14 protein-coding genes are annotated in these 17,102 nt (G+C 59.7%); 9 read left to right on the forward strand and 5 right to left on the reverse strand.

Translation table 11 applies throughout. From position 1 onward, the window contains the following. Nucleotides 1-67: 67 nt before the first annotated feature. The 9 genes from BK662_RS34415 (at nucleotide 68) to pgi (BK662_RS34370) (ending at nucleotide 11,885) form a co-directional block, all read left to right on the forward strand. The gene (locus tag BK662_RS34415) at nucleotides 68-244 is read left to right on the forward strand and encodes a hypothetical protein (protein WP_003176118.1); all 177 of its coding nucleotides are present in this window, start codon (nucleotides 68-70) and stop codon (nucleotides 242-244) included. Next, the gene (locus BK662_RS34410) at nucleotides 228-3,182 is read left to right on the forward strand and encodes a sensor histidine kinase (protein ID WP_185047227.1); all 2,955 of its coding nucleotides are present in this window, start codon (nucleotides 228-230) and stop codon (nucleotides 3,180-3,182) included. Before BK662_RS34415 ends, BK662_RS34410 begins: the two co-directional genes overlap by 17 nt. Before the next feature lie 22 nt (nucleotides 3,183-3,204). Beyond that, nucleotides 3,205-4,641, forward strand: coding sequence for a sigma-54-dependent transcriptional regulator (locus BK662_RS34405; protein ID WP_123361268.1), 1,437 nt, complete (start codon nucleotides 3,205-3,207; stop codon nucleotides 4,639-4,641). An 843-nt stretch (nucleotides 4,642-5,484) separates the two neighbouring features. Further along, nucleotides 5,485-6,885: a polynucleotide adenylyltransferase PcnB gene (locus tag BK662_RS34400; RefSeq protein ID WP_123361269.1), complete on the forward strand. Its 1,401-nt coding sequence runs from the start codon at nucleotides 5,485-5,487 to the stop codon at nucleotides 6,883-6,885. Between the two features lie 3 nt (nucleotides 6,886-6,888). Further along, a complete protein-coding gene (gene folK / locus BK662_RS34395) occupies nucleotides 6,889-7,374 on the forward strand; it encodes a 2-amino-4-hydroxy-6-hydroxymethyldihydropteridine diphosphokinase (RefSeq protein ID WP_123361270.1) in 486 nt (161 codons plus the stop codon). A gap of 380 nt (nucleotides 7,375-7,754) precedes the next feature. Further along, nucleotides 7,755-8,555: a 3-methyl-2-oxobutanoate hydroxymethyltransferase gene (gene panB / locus BK662_RS34385; protein WP_123361272.1), complete on the forward strand. Its 801-nt coding sequence runs from the start codon at nucleotides 7,755-7,757 to the stop codon at nucleotides 8,553-8,555. Beyond that, on the forward strand, nucleotides 8,552-9,412 hold the full coding sequence (gene panC, locus BK662_RS34380; RefSeq protein ID WP_123361273.1) for a pantoate--beta-alanine ligase: 861 nt from the start codon (nucleotides 8,552-8,554) through the stop codon (nucleotides 9,410-9,412). Before panB (BK662_RS34385) ends, panC (BK662_RS34380) begins: the two co-directional genes overlap by 4 nt. Before the next feature lie 196 nt (nucleotides 9,413-9,608). Continuing rightward, complete coding sequence (panD, locus tag BK662_RS34375) at nucleotides 9,609-9,989, forward strand: aspartate 1-decarboxylase (protein ID WP_003228271.1); 381 nt, start codon at nucleotides 9,609-9,611, stop codon at nucleotides 9,987-9,989. A 231-nt stretch (nucleotides 9,990-10,220) separates the two neighbouring features. Then, the gene (gene pgi / locus BK662_RS34370) at nucleotides 10,221-11,885 is read left to right on the forward strand and encodes a glucose-6-phosphate isomerase (protein WP_038981528.1); all 1,665 of its coding nucleotides are present in this window, start codon (nucleotides 10,221-10,223) and stop codon (nucleotides 11,883-11,885) included. A 218-nt stretch (nucleotides 11,886-12,103) separates the two neighbouring features. Here pgi (BK662_RS34370) and pgi (BK662_RS34365) read toward each other — a convergent pair whose 3' ends face one another. The 5 genes from pgi (BK662_RS34365) to folK (BK662_RS34340) all read right to left on the reverse strand — a co-directional run bounded on the left by pgi (BK662_RS34365) (nucleotide 12,104) and on the right by folK (BK662_RS34340) (nucleotide 17,100). Next, nucleotides 12,104-13,768 carry a glucose-6-phosphate isomerase gene (pgi, locus tag BK662_RS34365; RefSeq protein WP_038981528.1) on the reverse strand — a complete coding sequence of 555 codons (1,665 nt, stop codon included), beginning with the start codon at nucleotides 13,766-13,768 and terminating at the stop codon, nucleotides 12,104-12,106. Nucleotides 13,769-13,999: 231 nt separating this feature from the next. Beyond that, nucleotides 14,000-14,380, reverse strand: a complete 381-nt coding sequence (panD, locus tag BK662_RS34360; RefSeq protein ID WP_003228271.1) for an aspartate 1-decarboxylase — start codon at nucleotides 14,378-14,380, stop codon at nucleotides 14,000-14,002. Between the two features lie 196 nt (nucleotides 14,381-14,576). After that, entirely contained in the window at nucleotides 14,577-15,437 is an 861-nt protein-coding gene (panC, locus tag BK662_RS34355; protein WP_123361273.1) for a pantoate--beta-alanine ligase, read from the reverse strand. Then, nucleotides 15,434-16,234 (reverse strand): 3-methyl-2-oxobutanoate hydroxymethyltransferase, encoded by an 801-nt coding sequence (panB, locus tag BK662_RS34350; RefSeq protein ID WP_123361272.1) that lies wholly within the window; start codon nucleotides 16,232-16,234, stop codon nucleotides 15,434-15,436. Before panB (BK662_RS34350) ends, panC (BK662_RS34355) begins: the two co-directional genes overlap by 4 nt. A gap of 380 nt (nucleotides 16,235-16,614) precedes the next feature. Next, on the reverse strand, nucleotides 16,615-17,100 hold the full coding sequence (folK, locus tag BK662_RS34340) for a 2-amino-4-hydroxy-6-hydroxymethyldihydropteridine diphosphokinase (RefSeq protein WP_123361270.1): 486 nt from the start codon (nucleotides 17,098-17,100) through the stop codon (nucleotides 16,615-16,617). Between the last annotated feature and the right edge of the window lie 2 nt (nucleotides 17,101-17,102).

Consider the following 17,102-nt stretch of genomic DNA (forward strand, 5'->3'; position numbering starts at 1 on the left):
CAGTGGCGCGCCCATCCGTTACCATCGCCGCACGTTTTCGGGCACGCGCATAAAAAGAGAGGCCGGGATGTACATCTATCGCTTGGTCCTGCTCCTGGTAGTGGGGATTTATCTGTTCTCCCCGGCCATCATGGATTGGTGGATCGACGCCACGGGCGCCTGGTATCGCCCTTATTTGCTCTGGCTGATTCTGATTGTCGTGACCTTCATTCTGCAGAGCCAAAAAGATGCCGATGAGCTTTAGCCTGACCCAGATGATCCTGATCAGCGCCGCGTACCTGGCGGTGCTGTTCGGCGTGGCCTGGATCAGCGAACGGGGCATGATCCCTCGGGCGATCATTCGCCACCCGCTGACGTACACCCTGTCGCTGGGCGTTTACGCCAGTGCCTGGGCTTTTTACGGCACGGTGGGCCTGGCCTATCAGTACGGCTACGGTTTTCTGTCCAGCTACCTCGGGGTTTCCGGGGCCTTTCTGCTGGCACCGGTGCTGTTGTACCCGATCCTGAAAATCACCCGCACTTATCAGCTCTCGTCCCTGGCCGACTTGTTCGCGTTTCGGTTCCGCAGCACCTGGGCCGGCGCACTGACGACAATTTTCATGTTGATCGGCGTGCTGCCGTTGCTGGCGTTGCAGATTCAGGCAGTGGCCGATTCCATCAGCATCCTCACCCGCGAGCCGGTGCAGCATCGCGTGGCCTTGAGCTTCTGCGCACTGATTACGCTGTTCACGATTTTCTTCGGCTCGCGCCACATCGCTACCCGCGAGAAACATGAAGGCCTGGTGTTTGCGATTGCCTTCGAGTCGGTGATCAAACTGATCGCGATTGGCGGCGTCGGTCTGTATGCGCTTTATGGCGTGTTCGACGGCCCGCAGCAGCTGGAGCTGTGGCTGCTGCAAAACCAGACCGCCCTCGCCGCCCTGCATACGCCTTTGCAGGAAGGCCCGTGGCGCACGCTGCTGCTGGTGTTCTTCGCCTCGGCGATCGTGATGCCGCACATGTACCACATGACCTTTACCGAAAACCTCAACCCGCGCTCGCTGGTCAGTGCGAGCTGGGGTTTGCCGCTGTTTCTGCTGTTGATGAGCCTCGCCGTACCGCTGATTCTCTGGGCCGGGCTGAAACTCGGCGCCACGACCAATCCGGAATACTTCACCCTGGGCATCGGCATCGCCGCCAACAGCAAAGCCCTGGCGCTACTGGCGTATGTCGGCGGATTGTCGGCGGCCAGCGGCCTGATCATCGTCACCACGCTGGCGCTGTCCGGCATGGCGCTGAACCATCTGGTGCTGCCGCTCTATCAGCCGCCGGCCGAAGGCAATATTTACCGTTGGCTGAAATGGACCCGCCGGGCGCTGATCGTCGCGATCATCATGGCCGGCTACGGTTTCTACCTGATGCTGGGTGCCGAGCAGGATCTGGCCAACCTCGGCATCGTCGCCTTCGTCGCCACGTTGCAGTTCCTGCCGGGCGTGTTGTCGGTGTTGTACTGGCCGACCGCCAACCGTCGCGGCTTCATCGCAGGCCTGTTGGCGGGGATTCTGGTGTGGCTGGTGACCATGCTGCTGCCGCTGGTCGGCAATCTGCAAGGCTTCTACATTCCGCTGTTGAACATGATTTACGTGCTGGACGACACCAGTTGGCACATGGCAGCAATCGCCTCGCTGGCCGCCAACGTGCTGATGTTCACCCTGATCTCGTTGTTCACCAACGCCAGCCCCGAAGAGGCCAGCGCCGCCGAAGCCTGCGCGGTGGACAACGTTCGTCGCCCGCAACGCCGCGAACTGCATGCCGCCTCGCCCCAGGAATTTGCCACACAGCTTGCAAAACCATTGGGCGCCAAGGCCGCGCAGAAAGAAGTCGAACAGGCGCTGCGTGACCTCTATCTGCCGTTCGATGAACGCCGGCCATACGCCTTGCGCCGCCTGCGTGACCGTATCGAAGCCAACCTCTCCGGCCTGATGGGGCCGAGCGTGGCGCAGGACATGGTCGAAACCTTCCTGCCCTACAAGGCTGGCGGCGAAAACTACGTCACCGAAGACATCCACTTCATCGAAAGCCGCCTTGAGGACTACCACTCGCGCCTCACCGGTCTTGCCGCCGAACTCGATGCCCTGCGCCGCTACCACCGCCAGACCTTGCAGGAATTGCCGATGGGCGTGTGCTCGCTGGCCAAGGATCAGGAAATCCTCATGTGGAACAAAGCCATGGAGGAACTGACCGGAATCGCCGCGCAGCGTGTGGTTGGTTCGCGCCTGAGTACCATTGCCGATCCGTGGAAAGAGCTGCTGCAGGGCTTCATCAATTTGCCGGACGAGCATTTGCACAAACAACACCTGGCCCTCGACGGCCAGACCCGCTGGCTGAACCTGCACAAAGCGGCGATCGATGAACCGTTGGCGCCAGGTAACAGCGGCCTGGTGCTGCTGGTGGAAGACTTGACCGAAACCCAGATGCTCGAAGACAAACTGGTGCACTCCGAGCGCCTGGCCAGCATCGGTCGACTGGCAGCCGGCGTGGCTCATGAAATCGGCAACCCGATCACCGGCATTGCCTGTCTCGCGCAAAACTTGCGCGAAGAGCGTGAGGAGGATGCCGAACTCACGGAGATCAGTGGGCAAATTCTCGAGCAGACCAAACGCGTATCACGCATTGTTCAGTCGCTGATGAGCTTCGCCCACGCCGGCAGTCATCAGCACAGCGACGAGCCCGTCTGTCTGGCGGAAGTGGCCCAGGACGCCATCGGCCTGCTGGCCCTGAACCGGCGCAATTTCGAAGTACAGTTCTACAACCTGTGCGACCCCGATCACTGGGTCGAAGGCGACCCGCAGCGTCTGGCCCAGGTATTGATCAATCTGCTCTCAAACGCACGCGATGCCTCGCCTCCAGGCAGTGCGGTGCGAGTCAAGAGCGAAGCCGGCGAACACACGGTCGATCTGATCGTCGAAGACGAAGGCAGCGGTATTCCCTCGAGCATCATGGACCGATTGTTCGAACCTTTCTTCACCACCAAAGACCCTGGCGAAGGCACCGGTCTGGGCCTTGCACTGGTCTATTCCATCGTTGAAGAGCATTATGGACAAATCACCATCGACAGCCCGGCTGATGTTCAAAGCCAACGCGGCACCCGTATCCGGGTAACTTTGCCGCGTCATGTCGAAGCGACGTCCGCTGTGAACTGAGACCGTCGAGAGTATCGAATCAATGCCGCACATTTTGATCGTCGAAGACGAAACAATTATCCGCTCCGCCTTGCGCCGTCTGCTGGAACGTAACCAGTACCAGGTCAGCGAAGCCGGATCCGTGCAGGAAGCACAAGAGCGTTTCAGCATCCCCACATTTGACCTGATCGTCAGCGACCTGCGTCTGCCGGGCGCCCCCGGTACCGAGTTGATCAAACTTGGCCAGGGCACTCCAGTGCTGATCATGACCAGTTACGCCAGCCTGCGTTCGGCTGTCGACTCCATGAAGATGGGCGCGGTGGATTACATCGCCAAGCCTTTCGATCACGACGAAATGCTCCAGGCCGTCGCGCGAATCCTGCGTGACCGGCAATCGGCGCAAGTCAGCGGTGAACCGGTCGTCGGCAAAACGACCAATGGCGCCGCGAAAAACGGTGTCGACAACAGTAACGGCGAGATCGGCATTATCGGCTCATGCCCGCCGATGCAAGACCTGTACAGCAAGATCCGCAAAGTCGCGCCGACCGATTCCAATGTCCTGATCCAGGGTGAATCCGGTACCGGTAAAGAACTGGTAGCACGCGCCCTGCACAACCTGTCCAAACGCGCCAAGGCACCGATGATCTCGGTGAACTGCGCGGCCATTCCGGAAAGCCTGATCGAGTCCGAACTGTTCGGCCACGAAAAAGGCGCGTTCACCGGCGCCAGCGCCGGGCGTGCCGGGTTGGTGGAAGCGGCGGACGGCGGCACCTTGTTCCTCGATGAAATCGGTGAACTGCCACTGGAAGCCCAGGCCCGCCTGCTGCGTGTGTTGCAGGAAGGGGAAATCCGCCGGGTCGGTTCGGTACAGTCGCAGAAGGTTGATGTACGCCTGATTGCCGCGACCCACCGGGACCTCAAGAGCCTGGCGAAGATCGGCCAGTTCCGTGAAGACTTGTATTACCGCCTTCACGTGATCGCCTTGAAGCTGCCGGCCCTTCGTGAGCGCGGCGCGGACGTCAATGAAATTGCCACTGCATTCCTCGCGCGGCAGAGCGCACGGGTCAACCGCACCGATCTGAAATTCGCCCTGGACGCGGAACAGGCGATTCGGCATTACTCCTGGCCGGGTAACGTTCGCGAACTGGAAAACGCGGTCGAACGCGCGGTGATCCTGTGCGAAAGCCCGGAGATTTCCGCCGAGCTGCTGGGCATCGACATCGAACTGAGCGATCTGGATGACGACGACTTCATTGGCCTGGCGCCCCAGCAGGGCAACGGCGCCGGTAACACCAGCCACGAACCGACCGAAGATTTGTCCCTGGAAGACTACTTCCAGCATTTCGTTCTCGAGCATCAAGACCACATGACCGAAACCGAACTGGCCCGCAAACTCGGGGTCAGCCGCAAATGCCTGTGGGAACGCCGTCAGCGCCTGGGCATTCCGCGGCGCAAGACCGGGGTGGCCAGCGAGAGCTGAACCGCACCTGTCGGATGTGCGGGTAACACATGACATTGTGAAAAAACTGTTACCTCAGCTTTTTCGCGTAACAGAAGCCGGGGCTTACGGTAACGAAGCCCCGGTTTTTTTGGGCCTCGAAAAACACCATCAGTCCGCCTAACCCCTTGTTTTACTGGGCCTCACAAAAGTTGGCACGCACCCTGCTATATGTTTGGTACAAGAACAATAACAAGCAATGTACAAGACAATAAAAATAAGACGAATCGACTCACGCACAATAAAAACAAGACGGCGAGAGGCGTAGCTAACTGATTCTTTTGGAGAGGCGTTGCATTTGGGGCTTGCCCCACGACCAGGCCGAGAACAATAAAAACTGTCCCGAGACAGTGCCTGAACTGGTTGGATCGAACGATCACAGCAACACAGCGACCAAAGCAATCCGTTTGCTCTTGGCTCCCGATTGGGAGGGTCATGAAGGAAAACTTCATGGCGAGGGCGCTCAACAAAAACAAGAAGCCCGAAACCAATAATAAAAATAGAGCATGCAACTACTTCTTGGGGAGCTTCGGCTCCCCTTGTGGTTTCTTGTGGCGAGGGGGCTTGTCGGAACGCCGCATCGCCCCGTTGGGTTGCGAAGCAGCCCCAAGCTCTTGAGCGTTTCCGAAATCATGCCAGTGCTGCGCACTGGAACGGGGGCAAGCCCCCTCGCCACACGGCAGTTGCTACAAAACCCCATGCCAGACATCCCCTTCACACGCTTGCGCAGCTTCCTACACCATCCCCCGACTAAATGCTAGAATCCCCGCCCATCATGCGGTCATTCTTCGTTATGGCCGAACATTCCTTCAAACAGTGCATCCCATGCTGAAGAAGTTGTTCCAGTCATTCCGTTCTCCCAAGCGTCATACGCAACACATTCGCAGTACGCCTGAAGTGCTCAACAGCGGCCAACATTCGCTGCAAAAGGCACAATTCAGCCGTTACGCGGTGAATATCGTCGAACGCCTGCAGAACGCCGGTTACCAGGCTTACCTGGTCGGCGGCTGTGTGCGTGACATGCTGCTCGGCATCACGCCGAAAGATTTCGACGTCGCCACCAGCGCCACGCCTGAACAGGTACGCGCCGAATTCCGCAATGCGCGGATCATCGGTCGGCGTTTCAAACTGGTGCATATCCACTTTGGCCGCGAAATCATTGAAGTCGCGACCTTCCGCGCCAACCACCCGCAAAACGACGAAGACGAAGACAGCAACCAATCGTCTCGTAACGAAAGCGGGCGCATTCTGCGCGACAACGTCTACGGCACCCTGGAAGAAGACGCGCAACGTCGCGACTTCACCATCAACGCCTTGTATTACGATCCGGTCAGCGAGCGCATTCTCGACTACGCCAACGGCGTACACGACATCCGCAATCATCTGATCCGCCTGATCGGCGACCCGAAGCAACGCTACCAGGAAGACCCGGTGCGGATGCTGCGGGCCGTGCGTTTCGCCGCCAAGCTGAATTTCGGCATCGAAAAACACAGCGCCACGCCGATCCGCGAACTGGCGCCGTTGCTGCGCGAGATCCCGTCGGCTCGTCTGTTCGAAGAAGTGCTCAAGTTGTTCCTCTCCGGCTATGCCGCGGACACCTTCGAAATGCTGGTCGACCTGCAGTTGTTCGATCCGCTGTTCCCGGCCAGTGCGGCAGCGTTGGAGTACAACCCGACCTACACGCACACGCTGATCAGTGAAGCGCTGATCAACACGGACCTGCGAATCAAGCAGAACAAGCCGGTCACCCCGGCATTCCTGTTTGCCGCCCTGCTCTGGCCTGCCCTGCCGGCTCGCGTGTTGCGCCTGCAAGAGCGCGGCATGCCGCCGATTCCGGCGATGCAGGAAGCCGCTCACGAATTGATCGCCGAACAGTGCCAGCGCATTGCCATTCCGAAACGCTTCACCATGCCGATTCGCGAGATCTGGGACATGCAGGAGCGTTTGCCACGACGCAGCGGCAAACGCGCCGACCTGTTGCTGGACAACCCGCGGTTCCGCGCCGGTTACGACTTCCTGCTGCTGCGCGAAAGCGCCGGCGAGCAGACCGATGGCCTGGGCGAATGGTGGACCGACTATCAAGACGCCAACGACAGCGAACGCCGGGACATGATCCGCGACCTCAGCGGCAAGGACGAAGGTACCGGTGCTCCGCGCAAACGTCGCCGCAGCGGCGGCGCCAAGCGCAAGCGCGCTGCCGGCGCACCGAGCGCTACAGGCGAGTAAGTCATGGAACGCATCTACATCGGCATGGGCAGCAATCTGGCTGACCCCGCCGAACAGTTGCGCAGCGCTGTCGAAGCGCTGGCGCAATTGCCGCAGACCGAACTGATCGGGGTTTCCGGGTTTTATCAAAGCGACTCGCTGCTACCCGGCCAACCACGTTACACCAACGCGGTCGCCGCGCTCGACAGCAGCCTCGCGCCGCTGGACCTGCTGGATGCGCTGCAAGCCATCGAGAATGGCCAAGGCCGCGAGCGCCTTGAACGCTGGGGCCCGCGCACGCTGGATCTGGACATCGTGCTATTTGGCGATCGACTGATCGACGAACCTCGCCTCAAAGTCCCCCACTATCACCTGCAGGAACGGGCCTTTGTGCTCTATCCGCTGGCCGAGCTGGCACCGGCTGATCTGCGCCTGGCCGATGGCCGGACCCTCACAGCATTGCTCGCCGCCTGCCCGTTCGTCGGGCTGGAACGCATTTCTCACGCCTGACAAATATCCCCTGTGGGAGCGAGCCTGCTCGCGATAACGGACTGACATTCAACAATGTTGACTGAATGACCGCTATCGCGAGCAGGCTCGCTCCCACATTGGTTTTTTGTCGGACAAGAAATCTGCAAATCATCCCTGCCATCCTGCTGAATCGCATCAGTAACGCCGGTAACACCCCACGCGTAACAATGCGGTAACACACACAATTGACTTCCCGGGTTCTCCTCACGACTATAGGCGTCCCGCTGCCGCCAACGCGGCGCCAAAGGGCGCAATCCAGGCCTTACAAGCACCACGAAAGAAGGTGCGCCTGTATAAATGACGAATCACGCGCGTTACTCGCAGTAGTTTCCATAGCGCCTGTAATGAGGATTTTTTTCATGCCAGCCATCACCCTGACCACGCTCCAGAGCCTCAAGCAGAAAGGTGAAAAGATCACCATGCTGACCTGCTATGACGCGACCTTCGCCCATGCCTGCAATGAGGCCGGGGTTGAAGTGCTGCTGGTGGGCGACTCCCTCGGCATGGTCTTGCAAGGTCACGACAGTACTCTGCCGGTGACCACCGCTGAAATGGCCTACCATGTGGCGGCCGTCAAACGTGGCAACGCCGATGCCCTGATCCTCGCCGACCTGCCCTTCATGGCCTACGCCACCATCGAACAAACCATGACCAACAGCGCCCTGTTGATGCAGGCCGGTGCGCACATGGTCAAGGTTGAAGGGGCATTGTGGCTCGCGGACTCGATCCGTCTGCTGGCCGAACGTGGTATCCCGGTGTGCGCGCACATGGGGCTGACACCGCAATCGGTCAACATCCTCGGCGGCTATAAAGTCCAGGGCCGCAACGAGAACCAGGCGCGGCAAATGCGTGCCGATGCCATCTCCCTGGAACAGGCCGGCGCAGCCATGCTGTTGCTCGAATGCGTGCCCAGCGAACTGGCCGAAGAAATCACCCAGGCGGTGAAGATCCCGGTAATCGGCATCGGCGCCGGCAGTGGCACCGACGGCCAGGTACTGGTCCTGCACGACATGCTTGGCTTGTCCATTACCGGCCGCGTGCCAAAATTCGTGAAGAACTTCATGACTGGCCAAACCAGCATTCAAGCCGCCTTGAGCGCTTACGTCACTGAAGTCAAAGCGGCGACTTTCCCTGGCATCGAACACGGATTCTCTGCATGAACACCGTAAAAACCGTACGCGAACTGCGGGCCGCCGTGGCCCGTGCCCGTAGCGAAGGCAAGCGCATCGGCTTCGTGCCGACCATGGGTAACCTGCACAGCGGGCATATCGCGCTGATTACCAAAGCTACTCAACGGGTGGATTTCGTGGTCGCGAGCATTTTCGTCAACCCGCTGCAGTTCGGCGCCGGTGAAGACCTCGACAAGTACCCGCGAACCCTGGCCGCCGATCAGGAGAAACTGCTCCAGGCCGGTTGCCATCTACTGTTCGCACCGACCGTCGAAGAAATGTACCCCGACGGCATGGCCGGCCAGACCCGCGTCAGCGTTCCGCAACTGTCCGAAGGCCTGTGCGGCGCCAGCCGTCCAGGGCATTTCGAAGGCGTGGCGACGGTGGTCAGCAAGCTGTTCAACATGGTCCAGCCGGACTTGGCGATCTTCGGCCAGAAAGACTTCCAGCAACTGGCGGTGATCCGCGCCCTGGTGCATGACCTGAACATGCCAATCCAGATCATCGGCGAACCCACCGTGCGTGCCGCCGACGGTCTGGCGCTGTCGTCGCGCAATGGTTTCCTCAGCGAAGAACAACGGGCCGTCGCGCCAGTGGTCTACCGCACCCTGACCCATATTGCCGATGCAATTAAACAGGGTCAGCGGGATTACCCGACGTTGATCAACGAGCAGATCAAACAGCTTGAAGCCGCCGGCCTGCGTGCGGACTATCTGGAAATTCGCCATGCGCTGACCTTGCGTCCGGCGACGGCGGAAGATCGGGATCTGGTGATTCTGGTGGCGGCGTTCCTGGGCACGACGCGGTTGATCGACAACCTGCATCTGAATCTCGACGCACCAGCCTGAGCACCGCAAAACCAATGTGGGAGCGAGCCTGCTCGCGATAAGGGAATGACATTCAACATCTGAGTTGACTGGCAGTCCGCCATCGCGAGCAGGCTCGCTCCCACATTGGATCTGCGACAGTTTTTACATCGTATTGCTGCCTCTAAAGCCTTCGGGCAAACTGCCCGTCGTTCGATTCCGACCTGGGGAAACACTCATGCACGCCATCATGCTCAAGGCCAAGCTGCATCGCGCCGAAGTCACCCACGCTGTACTCGATTACGAAGGCTCTTGCGCCATCGACGGCGAATGGCTGGACCTGTCCGGCATCCGTGAGTACGAACAGATCCAGATCTACAACGTCGACAACGGCGAACGCTTCACCACCTACGCGATTCGTGGCGAAGAAGGTTCGCGCATGATTTCGGTCAACGGTGCCGCGGCGCACAAGGCCAAGGTCGGCGACCGCGTGATCATCTGCGCCTATGCCCATTACAGCGAAGCCGAGCTGCTCAACTTCAAACCGCGCATGCTCTACATGGCGCCGGGTAACGAGTTGAGCCACACCAGCAATGCGATTCCGGTTCAGGTCGCCTGATTGAGCCTCTCCTCCTGTCAGCCTTCCGTTTGTCGGACCGCTCCCGGTTTAAATGTTAAAAAAGTACCGGGAGCAGGTCAGACAAAGTCAAGACAGATTGCAGCGCGAGGTTTACTGTATTCGCCCTGCGCCATGAAATCGTGTCGACGCAGTTGACCGGACGCCCACCCACAGCGCTCCGGGATTTTTAGTGTTCAAAAGGCCGTTCAAGTAAAAAGGAAAACCGCAGCGATGGCGTACTACCGCACTCCTCACGACGTTACCGCTCTGCCCGCCTGGCAAGCGCTGAATGACCACCGCCAAGCCATGCAGGATTTCAGCATGCGCGAAGCCTTTAATGCCGATCCGCAGCGTTTTACTCAATTCACCCTCAGTAGTTGCGGCCTGTTTCTCGACTACTCGAAGAACCTGATCAACGCCGAGACCCGCAATCTGCTGGTAGGCCTGGCCAACGAAGTCGACCTCAAGGGCGCGATCAAAGCGCTGTTCGATGGCGAAATCGTCAACTCTTCCGAAGGGCGCCCGGCCCTGCACACCGCACTGCGCCGCCCGGTGGGCGACAAGCTGTCGGTCAACGGCGTCAACGTGATGCCCGATGTACACAAGGTGCTGAACCAGATCACCGACCTCGTGGGCCGCATCCACGATGGTTTGTGGCGCGGTTACACCGAGAAGCCGATCACTGACGTGGTGAACATCGGCATCGGTGGCTCATTCCTCGGCCCTGAGCTGGTGTCCGAAGCGCTGCTGTCCTACGCCCAGAAAGGCGTGCGCTGCCATTACCTGGCGAACATCGACGGCAGTGAATTCCACGAACTGACCATGAAGCTGCGCGCCGAGACCACGCTGTTCATCGTCTCGTCGAAATCCTTCAACACCCTCGAAACCCTGAAAAACGCCCAGGCCGCACGTGCCTGGTATCTGGCTCAGGGTGGTTCGGAAGCCGAGCTGTACCGTCACTTCATCGCCGTTTCCAGCAACAACGCGGCAGCGGTAGCGTTCGGTATTCGCGAAGAAAACATCTTCCCGATGTGGGACTGGGTCGGCGGGCGTTACTCGCTGTGGTCGGCTATCGGTTTGCCGATTGCATTGGCTATCGGCATGTCGAACTTCAAGGAGCTGCTGTCCGGTGCCTACACCATGGACCAGCACTTCCAGAGCGCGCCATTCGAACAGAACATGCCGGTGCTGCTGGCGTTGCTCGGCGTCTGGTACGGCAACTTCTGGGGCGCGCAGAGTCACGCGATCCTGCCGTACGACCACTACCTGCGCAACATCACCAAACACTTGCAACAGCTGGACATGGAATCCAACGGCAAGAGCGTGCGCCAGGACGGCACGCCAGTGTCCACCGATACCGGCCCGGTGATCTGGGGCGGCGTCGGCTGCAACGGTCAGCACGCCTATCACCAGTTGCTGCACCAAGGCACCCAGTTGATTCCGGCTGACTTTATCGTGCCGATCGTCAGCTTCAACCCGGTGTCCGACCACCACCAGTGGCTGTACGCCAACTGCCTGTCGCAAAGCCAGGCACTGATGCTGGGCAAGACCCGCGCCGAGGCCGAAGCCGAGCTGCGTGACAAAGGCATGAGCGAGGACGAAGTGCAGAAGCTGGCGGCACACAAGGTGATCCCGGGCAACCGTCCGAGCAACACCCTGGTGGTCGAACGCATCAGCCCGCGTCGTCTTGGCGCACTGGTGGCGCTGTACGAACACAAAGTCTTCGTGCAAAGCGTGGTCTGGGGCATCAATGCCTTCGACCAGTGGGGCGTGGAACTGGGTAAAGAGCTGGGCAAAGGCGTCTACAACCGCCTGGTCGGCAGCGAAGAAACCCCGGCCGACGATGCCTCCACCCAAGGCCTGATCAACTACTTCCGCGGTCGTCACCGCGGGTGATTTGAGACTCTTTCCCACAGGTCATCACTGACCCTGTGGGAGCGGGCTTGCTCGCGAAAGCGGTGTATCAGTCGACACCAATGTTGAATGACAAACCGCTTTCGCGAGNNCTCGCGAAAGCGGTTTGTCATTCAACATTGGTGTCGACTGATACACCGCTTTCGCGAGCAAGCCCGCTCCCACAGGGTCAGTGATGACCTGTGGGAAAGAGTCTCAAATCACCCGCGGTGACGACCGCGGAAGTAGTTGATCAGGCCTTGGGTGGAGGCATCGTCGGCCGGGGTTTCTTCGCTGCCGACCAGGCGGTTGTAGACGCCTTTGCCCAGCTCTTTACCCAGTTCCACGCCCCACTGGTCGAAGGCATTGATGCCCCAGACCACGCTTTGCACGAAGACTTTGTGTTCGTACAGCGCCACCAGTGCGCCAAGACGACGCGGGCTGATGCGTTCGACCACCAGGGTGTTGCTCGGACGGTTGCCCGGGATCACCTTGTGTGCCGCCAGCTTCTGCACTTCGTCCTCGCTCATGCCTTTGTCACGCAGCTCGGCTTCGGCCTCGGCGCGGGTCTTGCCCAGCATCAGTGCCTGGCTTTGCGACAGGCAGTTGGCGTACAGCCACTGGTGGTGGTCGGACACCGGGTTGAAGCTGACGATCGGCACGATAAAGTCAGCCGGAATCAACTGGGTGCCTTGGTGCAGCAACTGGTGATAGGCGTGCTGACCGTTGCAGCCGACGCCGCCCCAGATCACCGGGCCGGTATCGGTGGACACTGGCGTGCCGTCCTGGCGCACGCTCTTGCCGTTGGATTCCATGTCCAGCTGTTGCAAGTGTTTGGTGATGTTGCGCAGGTAGTGGTCGTACGGCAGGATCGCGTGACTCTGCGCGCCCCAGAAGTTGCCGTACCAGACGCCGAGCAACGCCAGCAGCACCGGCATGTTCTGTTCGAATGGCGCGCTCTGGAAGTGCTGGTCCATGGTGTAGGCACCGGACAGCAGCTCCTTGAAGTTCGACATGCCGATAGCCAATGCAATCGGCAAACCGATAGCCGACCACAGCGAGTAACGCCCGCCGACCCAGTCCCACATCGGGAAGATGTTTTCTTCGCGAATACCGAACGCTACCGCTGCCGCGTTGTTGCTGGAAACGGCGATGAAGTGACGGTACAGCTCGGCTTCCGAACCACCCTGAGCCAGATACCAGGCACGTGCGGCCTGGGCGTTTTTCAGGGTTTCGAGGGTGTTGAAGGATTTCGACGAGACGATGAACAGCGTGGTCTCGGCGCGCAGCTTCATGGTCAGTTCGTGGAATTCACTGCCGTCGATGTTCGCCAGGTAATGGCAGCGCACGCCTTTCTGGGCGTAGGACAGCAGCGCTTCGGACACCAGCTCAGGGCCGAGGAATGAGCCACCGATGCCGATGTTCACCACGTCAGTGATCGGCTTCTCGGTGTAACCGCGCCACAAACCATCGTGGATGCGGCCCACGAGGTCGGTGATCTGGTTCAGCACCTTGTGTACATCGGGCATCACGTTGACGCCGTTGACCGACAGCTTGTCGCCCACCGGGCGGCGCAGTGCGGTGTGCAGGGCCGGGCGCCCTTCGGAAGAGTTGACGATTTCGCCATCGAACAGCGCTTTGATCGCGCCCTTGAGGTCGACTTCGTTGGCCAGGCCTACCAGCAGATTGCGGGTCTCGGCGTTGATCAGGTTCTTCGAGTAGTCGAGAAACAGGCCGCAACTACTGAGGGTGAATTGAGTAAAACGCTGCGGATCGGCATTAAAGGCTTCGCGCATGCTGAAATCCTGCATGGCTTGGCGGTGGTCATTCAGCGCTTGCCAGGCGGGCAGAGCGGTAACGTCGTGAGGAGTGCGGTAGTACGCCATCGCTGCGGTTTTCCTTTTTACTTGAACGGCCTTTTGAACACTAAAAATCCCGGAGCGCTGTGGGTGGGCGTCCGGTCAACTGCGTCGACACGATTTCATGGCGCAGGGCGAATACAGTAAACCTCGCGCTGCAATCTGTCTTGACTTTGTCTGACCTGCTCCCGGTACTTTTTTAACATTTAAACCGGGAGCGGTCCGACAAACGGAAGGCTGACAGGAGGAGAGGCTCAATCAGGCGACCTGAACCGGAATCGCATTGCTGGTGTGGCTCAACTCGTTACCCGGCGCCATGTAGAGCATGCGCGGTTTGAAGTTGAGCAGCTCGGCTTCGCTGTAATGGGCATAGGCGCAGATGATCACGCGGTCGCCGACCTTGGCCTTGTGCGCCGCGGCACCGTTGACCGAAATCATGCGCGAACCTTCTTCGCCACGAATCGCGTAGGTGGTGAAGCGTTCGCCGTTGTCGACGTTGTAGATCTGGATCTGTTCGTACTCACGGATGCCGGACAGGTCCAGCCATTCGCCGTCGATGGCGCAAGAGCCTTCGTAATCGAGTACAGCGTGGGTGACTTCGGCGCGATGCAGCTTGGCCTTGAGCATGATGGCGTGCATGAGTGTTTCCCCAGGTCGGAATCGAACGACGGGCAGTTTGCCCGAAGGCTTTAGAGGCAGCAATACGATGTAAAAACTGTCGCAGATCCAATGTGGGAGCGAGCCTGCTCGCGATGGCGGACTGCCAGTCAACTCAGATGTTGAATGTCATTCCCTTATCGCGAGCAGGCTCGCTCCCACATTGGTTTTGCGGTGCTCAGGCTGGTGCGTCGAGATTCAGATGCAGGTTGTCGATCAACCGCGTCGTGCCCAGGAACGCCGCCACCAGAATCACCAGATCCCGATCTTCCGCCGTCGCCGGACGCAAGGTCAGCGCATGGCGAATTTCCAGATAGTCCGCACGCAGGCCGGCGGCTTCAAGCTGTTTGATCTGCTCGTTGATCAACGTCGGGTAATCCCGCTGACCCTGTTTAATTGCATCGGCAATATGGGTCAGGGTGCGGTAGACCACTGGCGCGACGGCCCGTTGTTCTTCGCTGAGGAAACCATTGCGCGACGACAGCGCCAGACCGTCGGCGGCACGCACGGTGGGTTCGCCGATGATCTGGATTGGCATGTTCAGGTCATGCACCAGGGCGCGGATCACCGCCAGTTGCTGGAAGTCTTTCTGGCCGAAGATCGCCAAGTCCGGCTGGACCATGTTGAACAGCTTGCTGACCACCGTCGCCACGCCTTCGAAATGCCCTGGACGGCTGGCGCCGCACAGGCCTTCGGACAGTTGCGGAACGCTGACGCGGGTCTGGCCGGCCATGCCGTCGGGGTACATTTCTTCGACGGTCGGTGCGAACAGTAGATGGCAACCGGCCTGGAGCAGTTTCTCCTGATCGGCGGCCAGGGTTCGCGGGTACTTGTCGAGGTCTTCACCGGCGCCGAACTGCAGCGGGTTGACGAAAATGCTCGCGACCACGAAATCCACCCGTTGAGTAGCTTTGGTAATCAGCGCGATATGCCCGCTGTGCAGGTTACCCATGGTCGGCACGAAGCCGATGCGCTTGCCTTCGCTACGGGCACGGGCCACGGCGGCCCGCAGTTCGCGTACGGTTTTTACGGTGTTCATGCAGAGAATCCGTGTTCGATGCCAGGGAAAGTCGCCGCTTTGACTTCAGTGACGTAAGCGCTCAAGGCGGCTTGAATGCTGGTTTGGCCAGTCATGAAGTTCTTCACGAATTTTGGCACGCGGCCGGTAATGGACAAGCCAAGCATGTCGTGCAGGACCAGTACCTGGCCGTCGGTGCCACTGCCGGCGCCGATGCCGATTACCGGGATCTTCACCGCCTGGGTGATTTCTTCGGCCAGTTCGCTGGGCACGCATTCGAGCAACAGCATGGCTGCGCCGGCCTGTTCCAGGGAGATGGCATCGGCACGCATTTGCCGCGCCTGGTTCTCGTTGCGGCCCTGGACTTTATAGCCGCCGAGGATGTTGACCGATTGCGGTGTCAGCCCCATGTGCGCGCACACCGGGATACCACGTTCGGCCAGCAGACGGATCGAGTCCGCGAGCCACAATGCCCCTTCAACCTTGACCATGTGCGCACCGGCCTGCATCAACAGGGCGCTGTTGGTCATGGTTTGTTCGATGGTGGCGTAGGCCATGAAGGGCAGGTCGGCGAGGATCAGGGCATCGGCGTTGCCACGTTTGACGGCCGCCACATGGTAGGCCATTTCAGCGGTGGTCACCGGCAGAGTACTGTCGTGACCTTGCAAGACCATGCCGAGGGAGTCGCCCACCAGCAGCACTTCAACCCCGGCCTCATTGCAGGCATGGGCGAAGGTCGCGTCATAGCAGGTCAGCATGGTGATCTTTTCACCTTTCTGCTTGAGGCTCTGGAGCGTGGTCAGGGTGATGGCTGGCATGAAAAAAATCCTCATTACAGGCGCTATGGAAACTACTGCGAGTAACGCGCGTGATTCGTCATTTATACAGGCGCACCTTCTTTCGTGGTGCTTGTAAGGCCTGGATTGCGCCCTTTGGCGCCGCGTTGGCGGCAGCGGGACGCCTATAGTCGTGAGGAGAACCCGGGAAGTCAATTGTGTGTGTTACCGCATTGTTACGCGTGGGGTGTTACCGGCGTTACTGATGCGATTCAGCAGGATGGCAGGGATGATTTGCAGATTTCTTGTCCGACAAAAAACCAATGTGGGAGCGAGCCTGCTCGCGATAGCGGTCATTCAGTCAACATTGTTGAATGTCAGTCCGTTATCGCGAGCAGGCTCGCTCCCACAGGGGATATTTGTCAGGCGTGAGAAATGCGTTCCAGCCCGACGAACGGGCAGGCGGCGAGCAATGCTGTGAGGGTCCGGCCATCGGCCAGGCGCAGATCAGCCGGTGCCAGCTCGGCCAGCGGATAGAGCACAAAGGCCCGTTCCTGCAGGTGATAGTGGGGGACTTTGAGGCGAGGTTCGTCGATCAGTCGATCGCCAAATAGCACGATGTCCAGATCCAGCGTGCGCGGGCCCCAGCGTTCAAGGCGCTCGCGGCCTTGGCCATTCTCGATGGCTTGCAGCGCATCCAGCAGGTCCAGCGGCGCGAGGCTGCTGTCGAGCGCGGCGACCGCGTTGGTGTAACGTGGTTGGCCGGGTAGCAGCGAGTCGCTTTGATAAAACCCGGAAACCCCGATCAGTTCGGTCTGCGGCAATTGCGCCAGCGCTTCGACAGCGCTGCGCAACTGTTCGGCGGGGTCAGCCAGATTGCTGCCCATGCCGATGTAGATGCGTTCCATGA

It is taken from the genome of Pseudomonas frederiksbergensis (assembly GCF_003732275.1).
Classification (GTDB): domain Bacteria; phylum Pseudomonadota; class Gammaproteobacteria; order Pseudomonadales; family Pseudomonadaceae; genus Aquipseudomonas; species Aquipseudomonas frederiksbergensis_H.

What these genes read in the sequence shown, in the direction of transcription:
- BK662_RS34415 (WP_003176118.1), top strand. Translation starts at nt 68, where the DNA reads ATGTACATCTATCGCTTGGTCCTGCTCCTGGTAGTGGGGATTTATCTG.
- BK662_RS34410 (WP_185047227.1), top strand. Translation starts at nt 228, where the DNA reads ATGCCGATGAGCTTTAGCCTGACCCAGATGATCCTGATCAGCGCCGCG.
- BK662_RS34405 (WP_123361268.1), top strand. Translation starts at nt 3,205, where the DNA reads ATGCCGCACATTTTGATCGTCGAAGACGAAACAATTATCCGCTCCGCC.
- BK662_RS34400 (WP_123361269.1), top strand. Translation starts at nt 5,485, where the DNA reads ATGCTGAAGAAGTTGTTCCAGTCATTCCGTTCTCCCAAGCGTCATACG.
- folK (WP_123361270.1), top strand. Translation starts at nt 6,889, where the DNA reads ATGGAACGCATCTACATCGGCATGGGCAGCAATCTGGCTGACCCCGCC.
- panB (WP_123361272.1), top strand. Translation starts at nt 7,755, where the DNA reads ATGCCAGCCATCACCCTGACCACGCTCCAGAGCCTCAAGCAGAAAGGT.
- panC (WP_123361273.1), top strand. Translation starts at nt 8,552, where the DNA reads ATGAACACCGTAAAAACCGTACGCGAACTGCGGGCCGCCGTGGCCCGT.
- panD (WP_003228271.1), top strand. Translation starts at nt 9,609, where the DNA reads ATGCACGCCATCATGCTCAAGGCCAAGCTGCATCGCGCCGAAGTCACC.
- pgi (WP_038981528.1), top strand. Translation starts at nt 10,221, where the DNA reads ATGGCGTACTACCGCACTCCTCACGACGTTACCGCTCTGCCCGCCTGG.
- pgi (WP_038981528.1), bottom strand. Translation starts at nt 13,768, where the DNA reads ATGGCGTACTACCGCACTCCTCACGACGTTACCGCTCTGCCCGCCTGG.
- panD (WP_003228271.1), bottom strand. Translation starts at nt 14,380, where the DNA reads ATGCACGCCATCATGCTCAAGGCCAAGCTGCATCGCGCCGAAGTCACC.
- panC (WP_123361273.1), bottom strand. Translation starts at nt 15,437, where the DNA reads ATGAACACCGTAAAAACCGTACGCGAACTGCGGGCCGCCGTGGCCCGT.
- panB (WP_123361272.1), bottom strand. Translation starts at nt 16,234, where the DNA reads ATGCCAGCCATCACCCTGACCACGCTCCAGAGCCTCAAGCAGAAAGGT.
- folK (WP_123361270.1), bottom strand. Translation starts at nt 17,100, where the DNA reads ATGGAACGCATCTACATCGGCATGGGCAGCAATCTGGCTGACCCCGCC.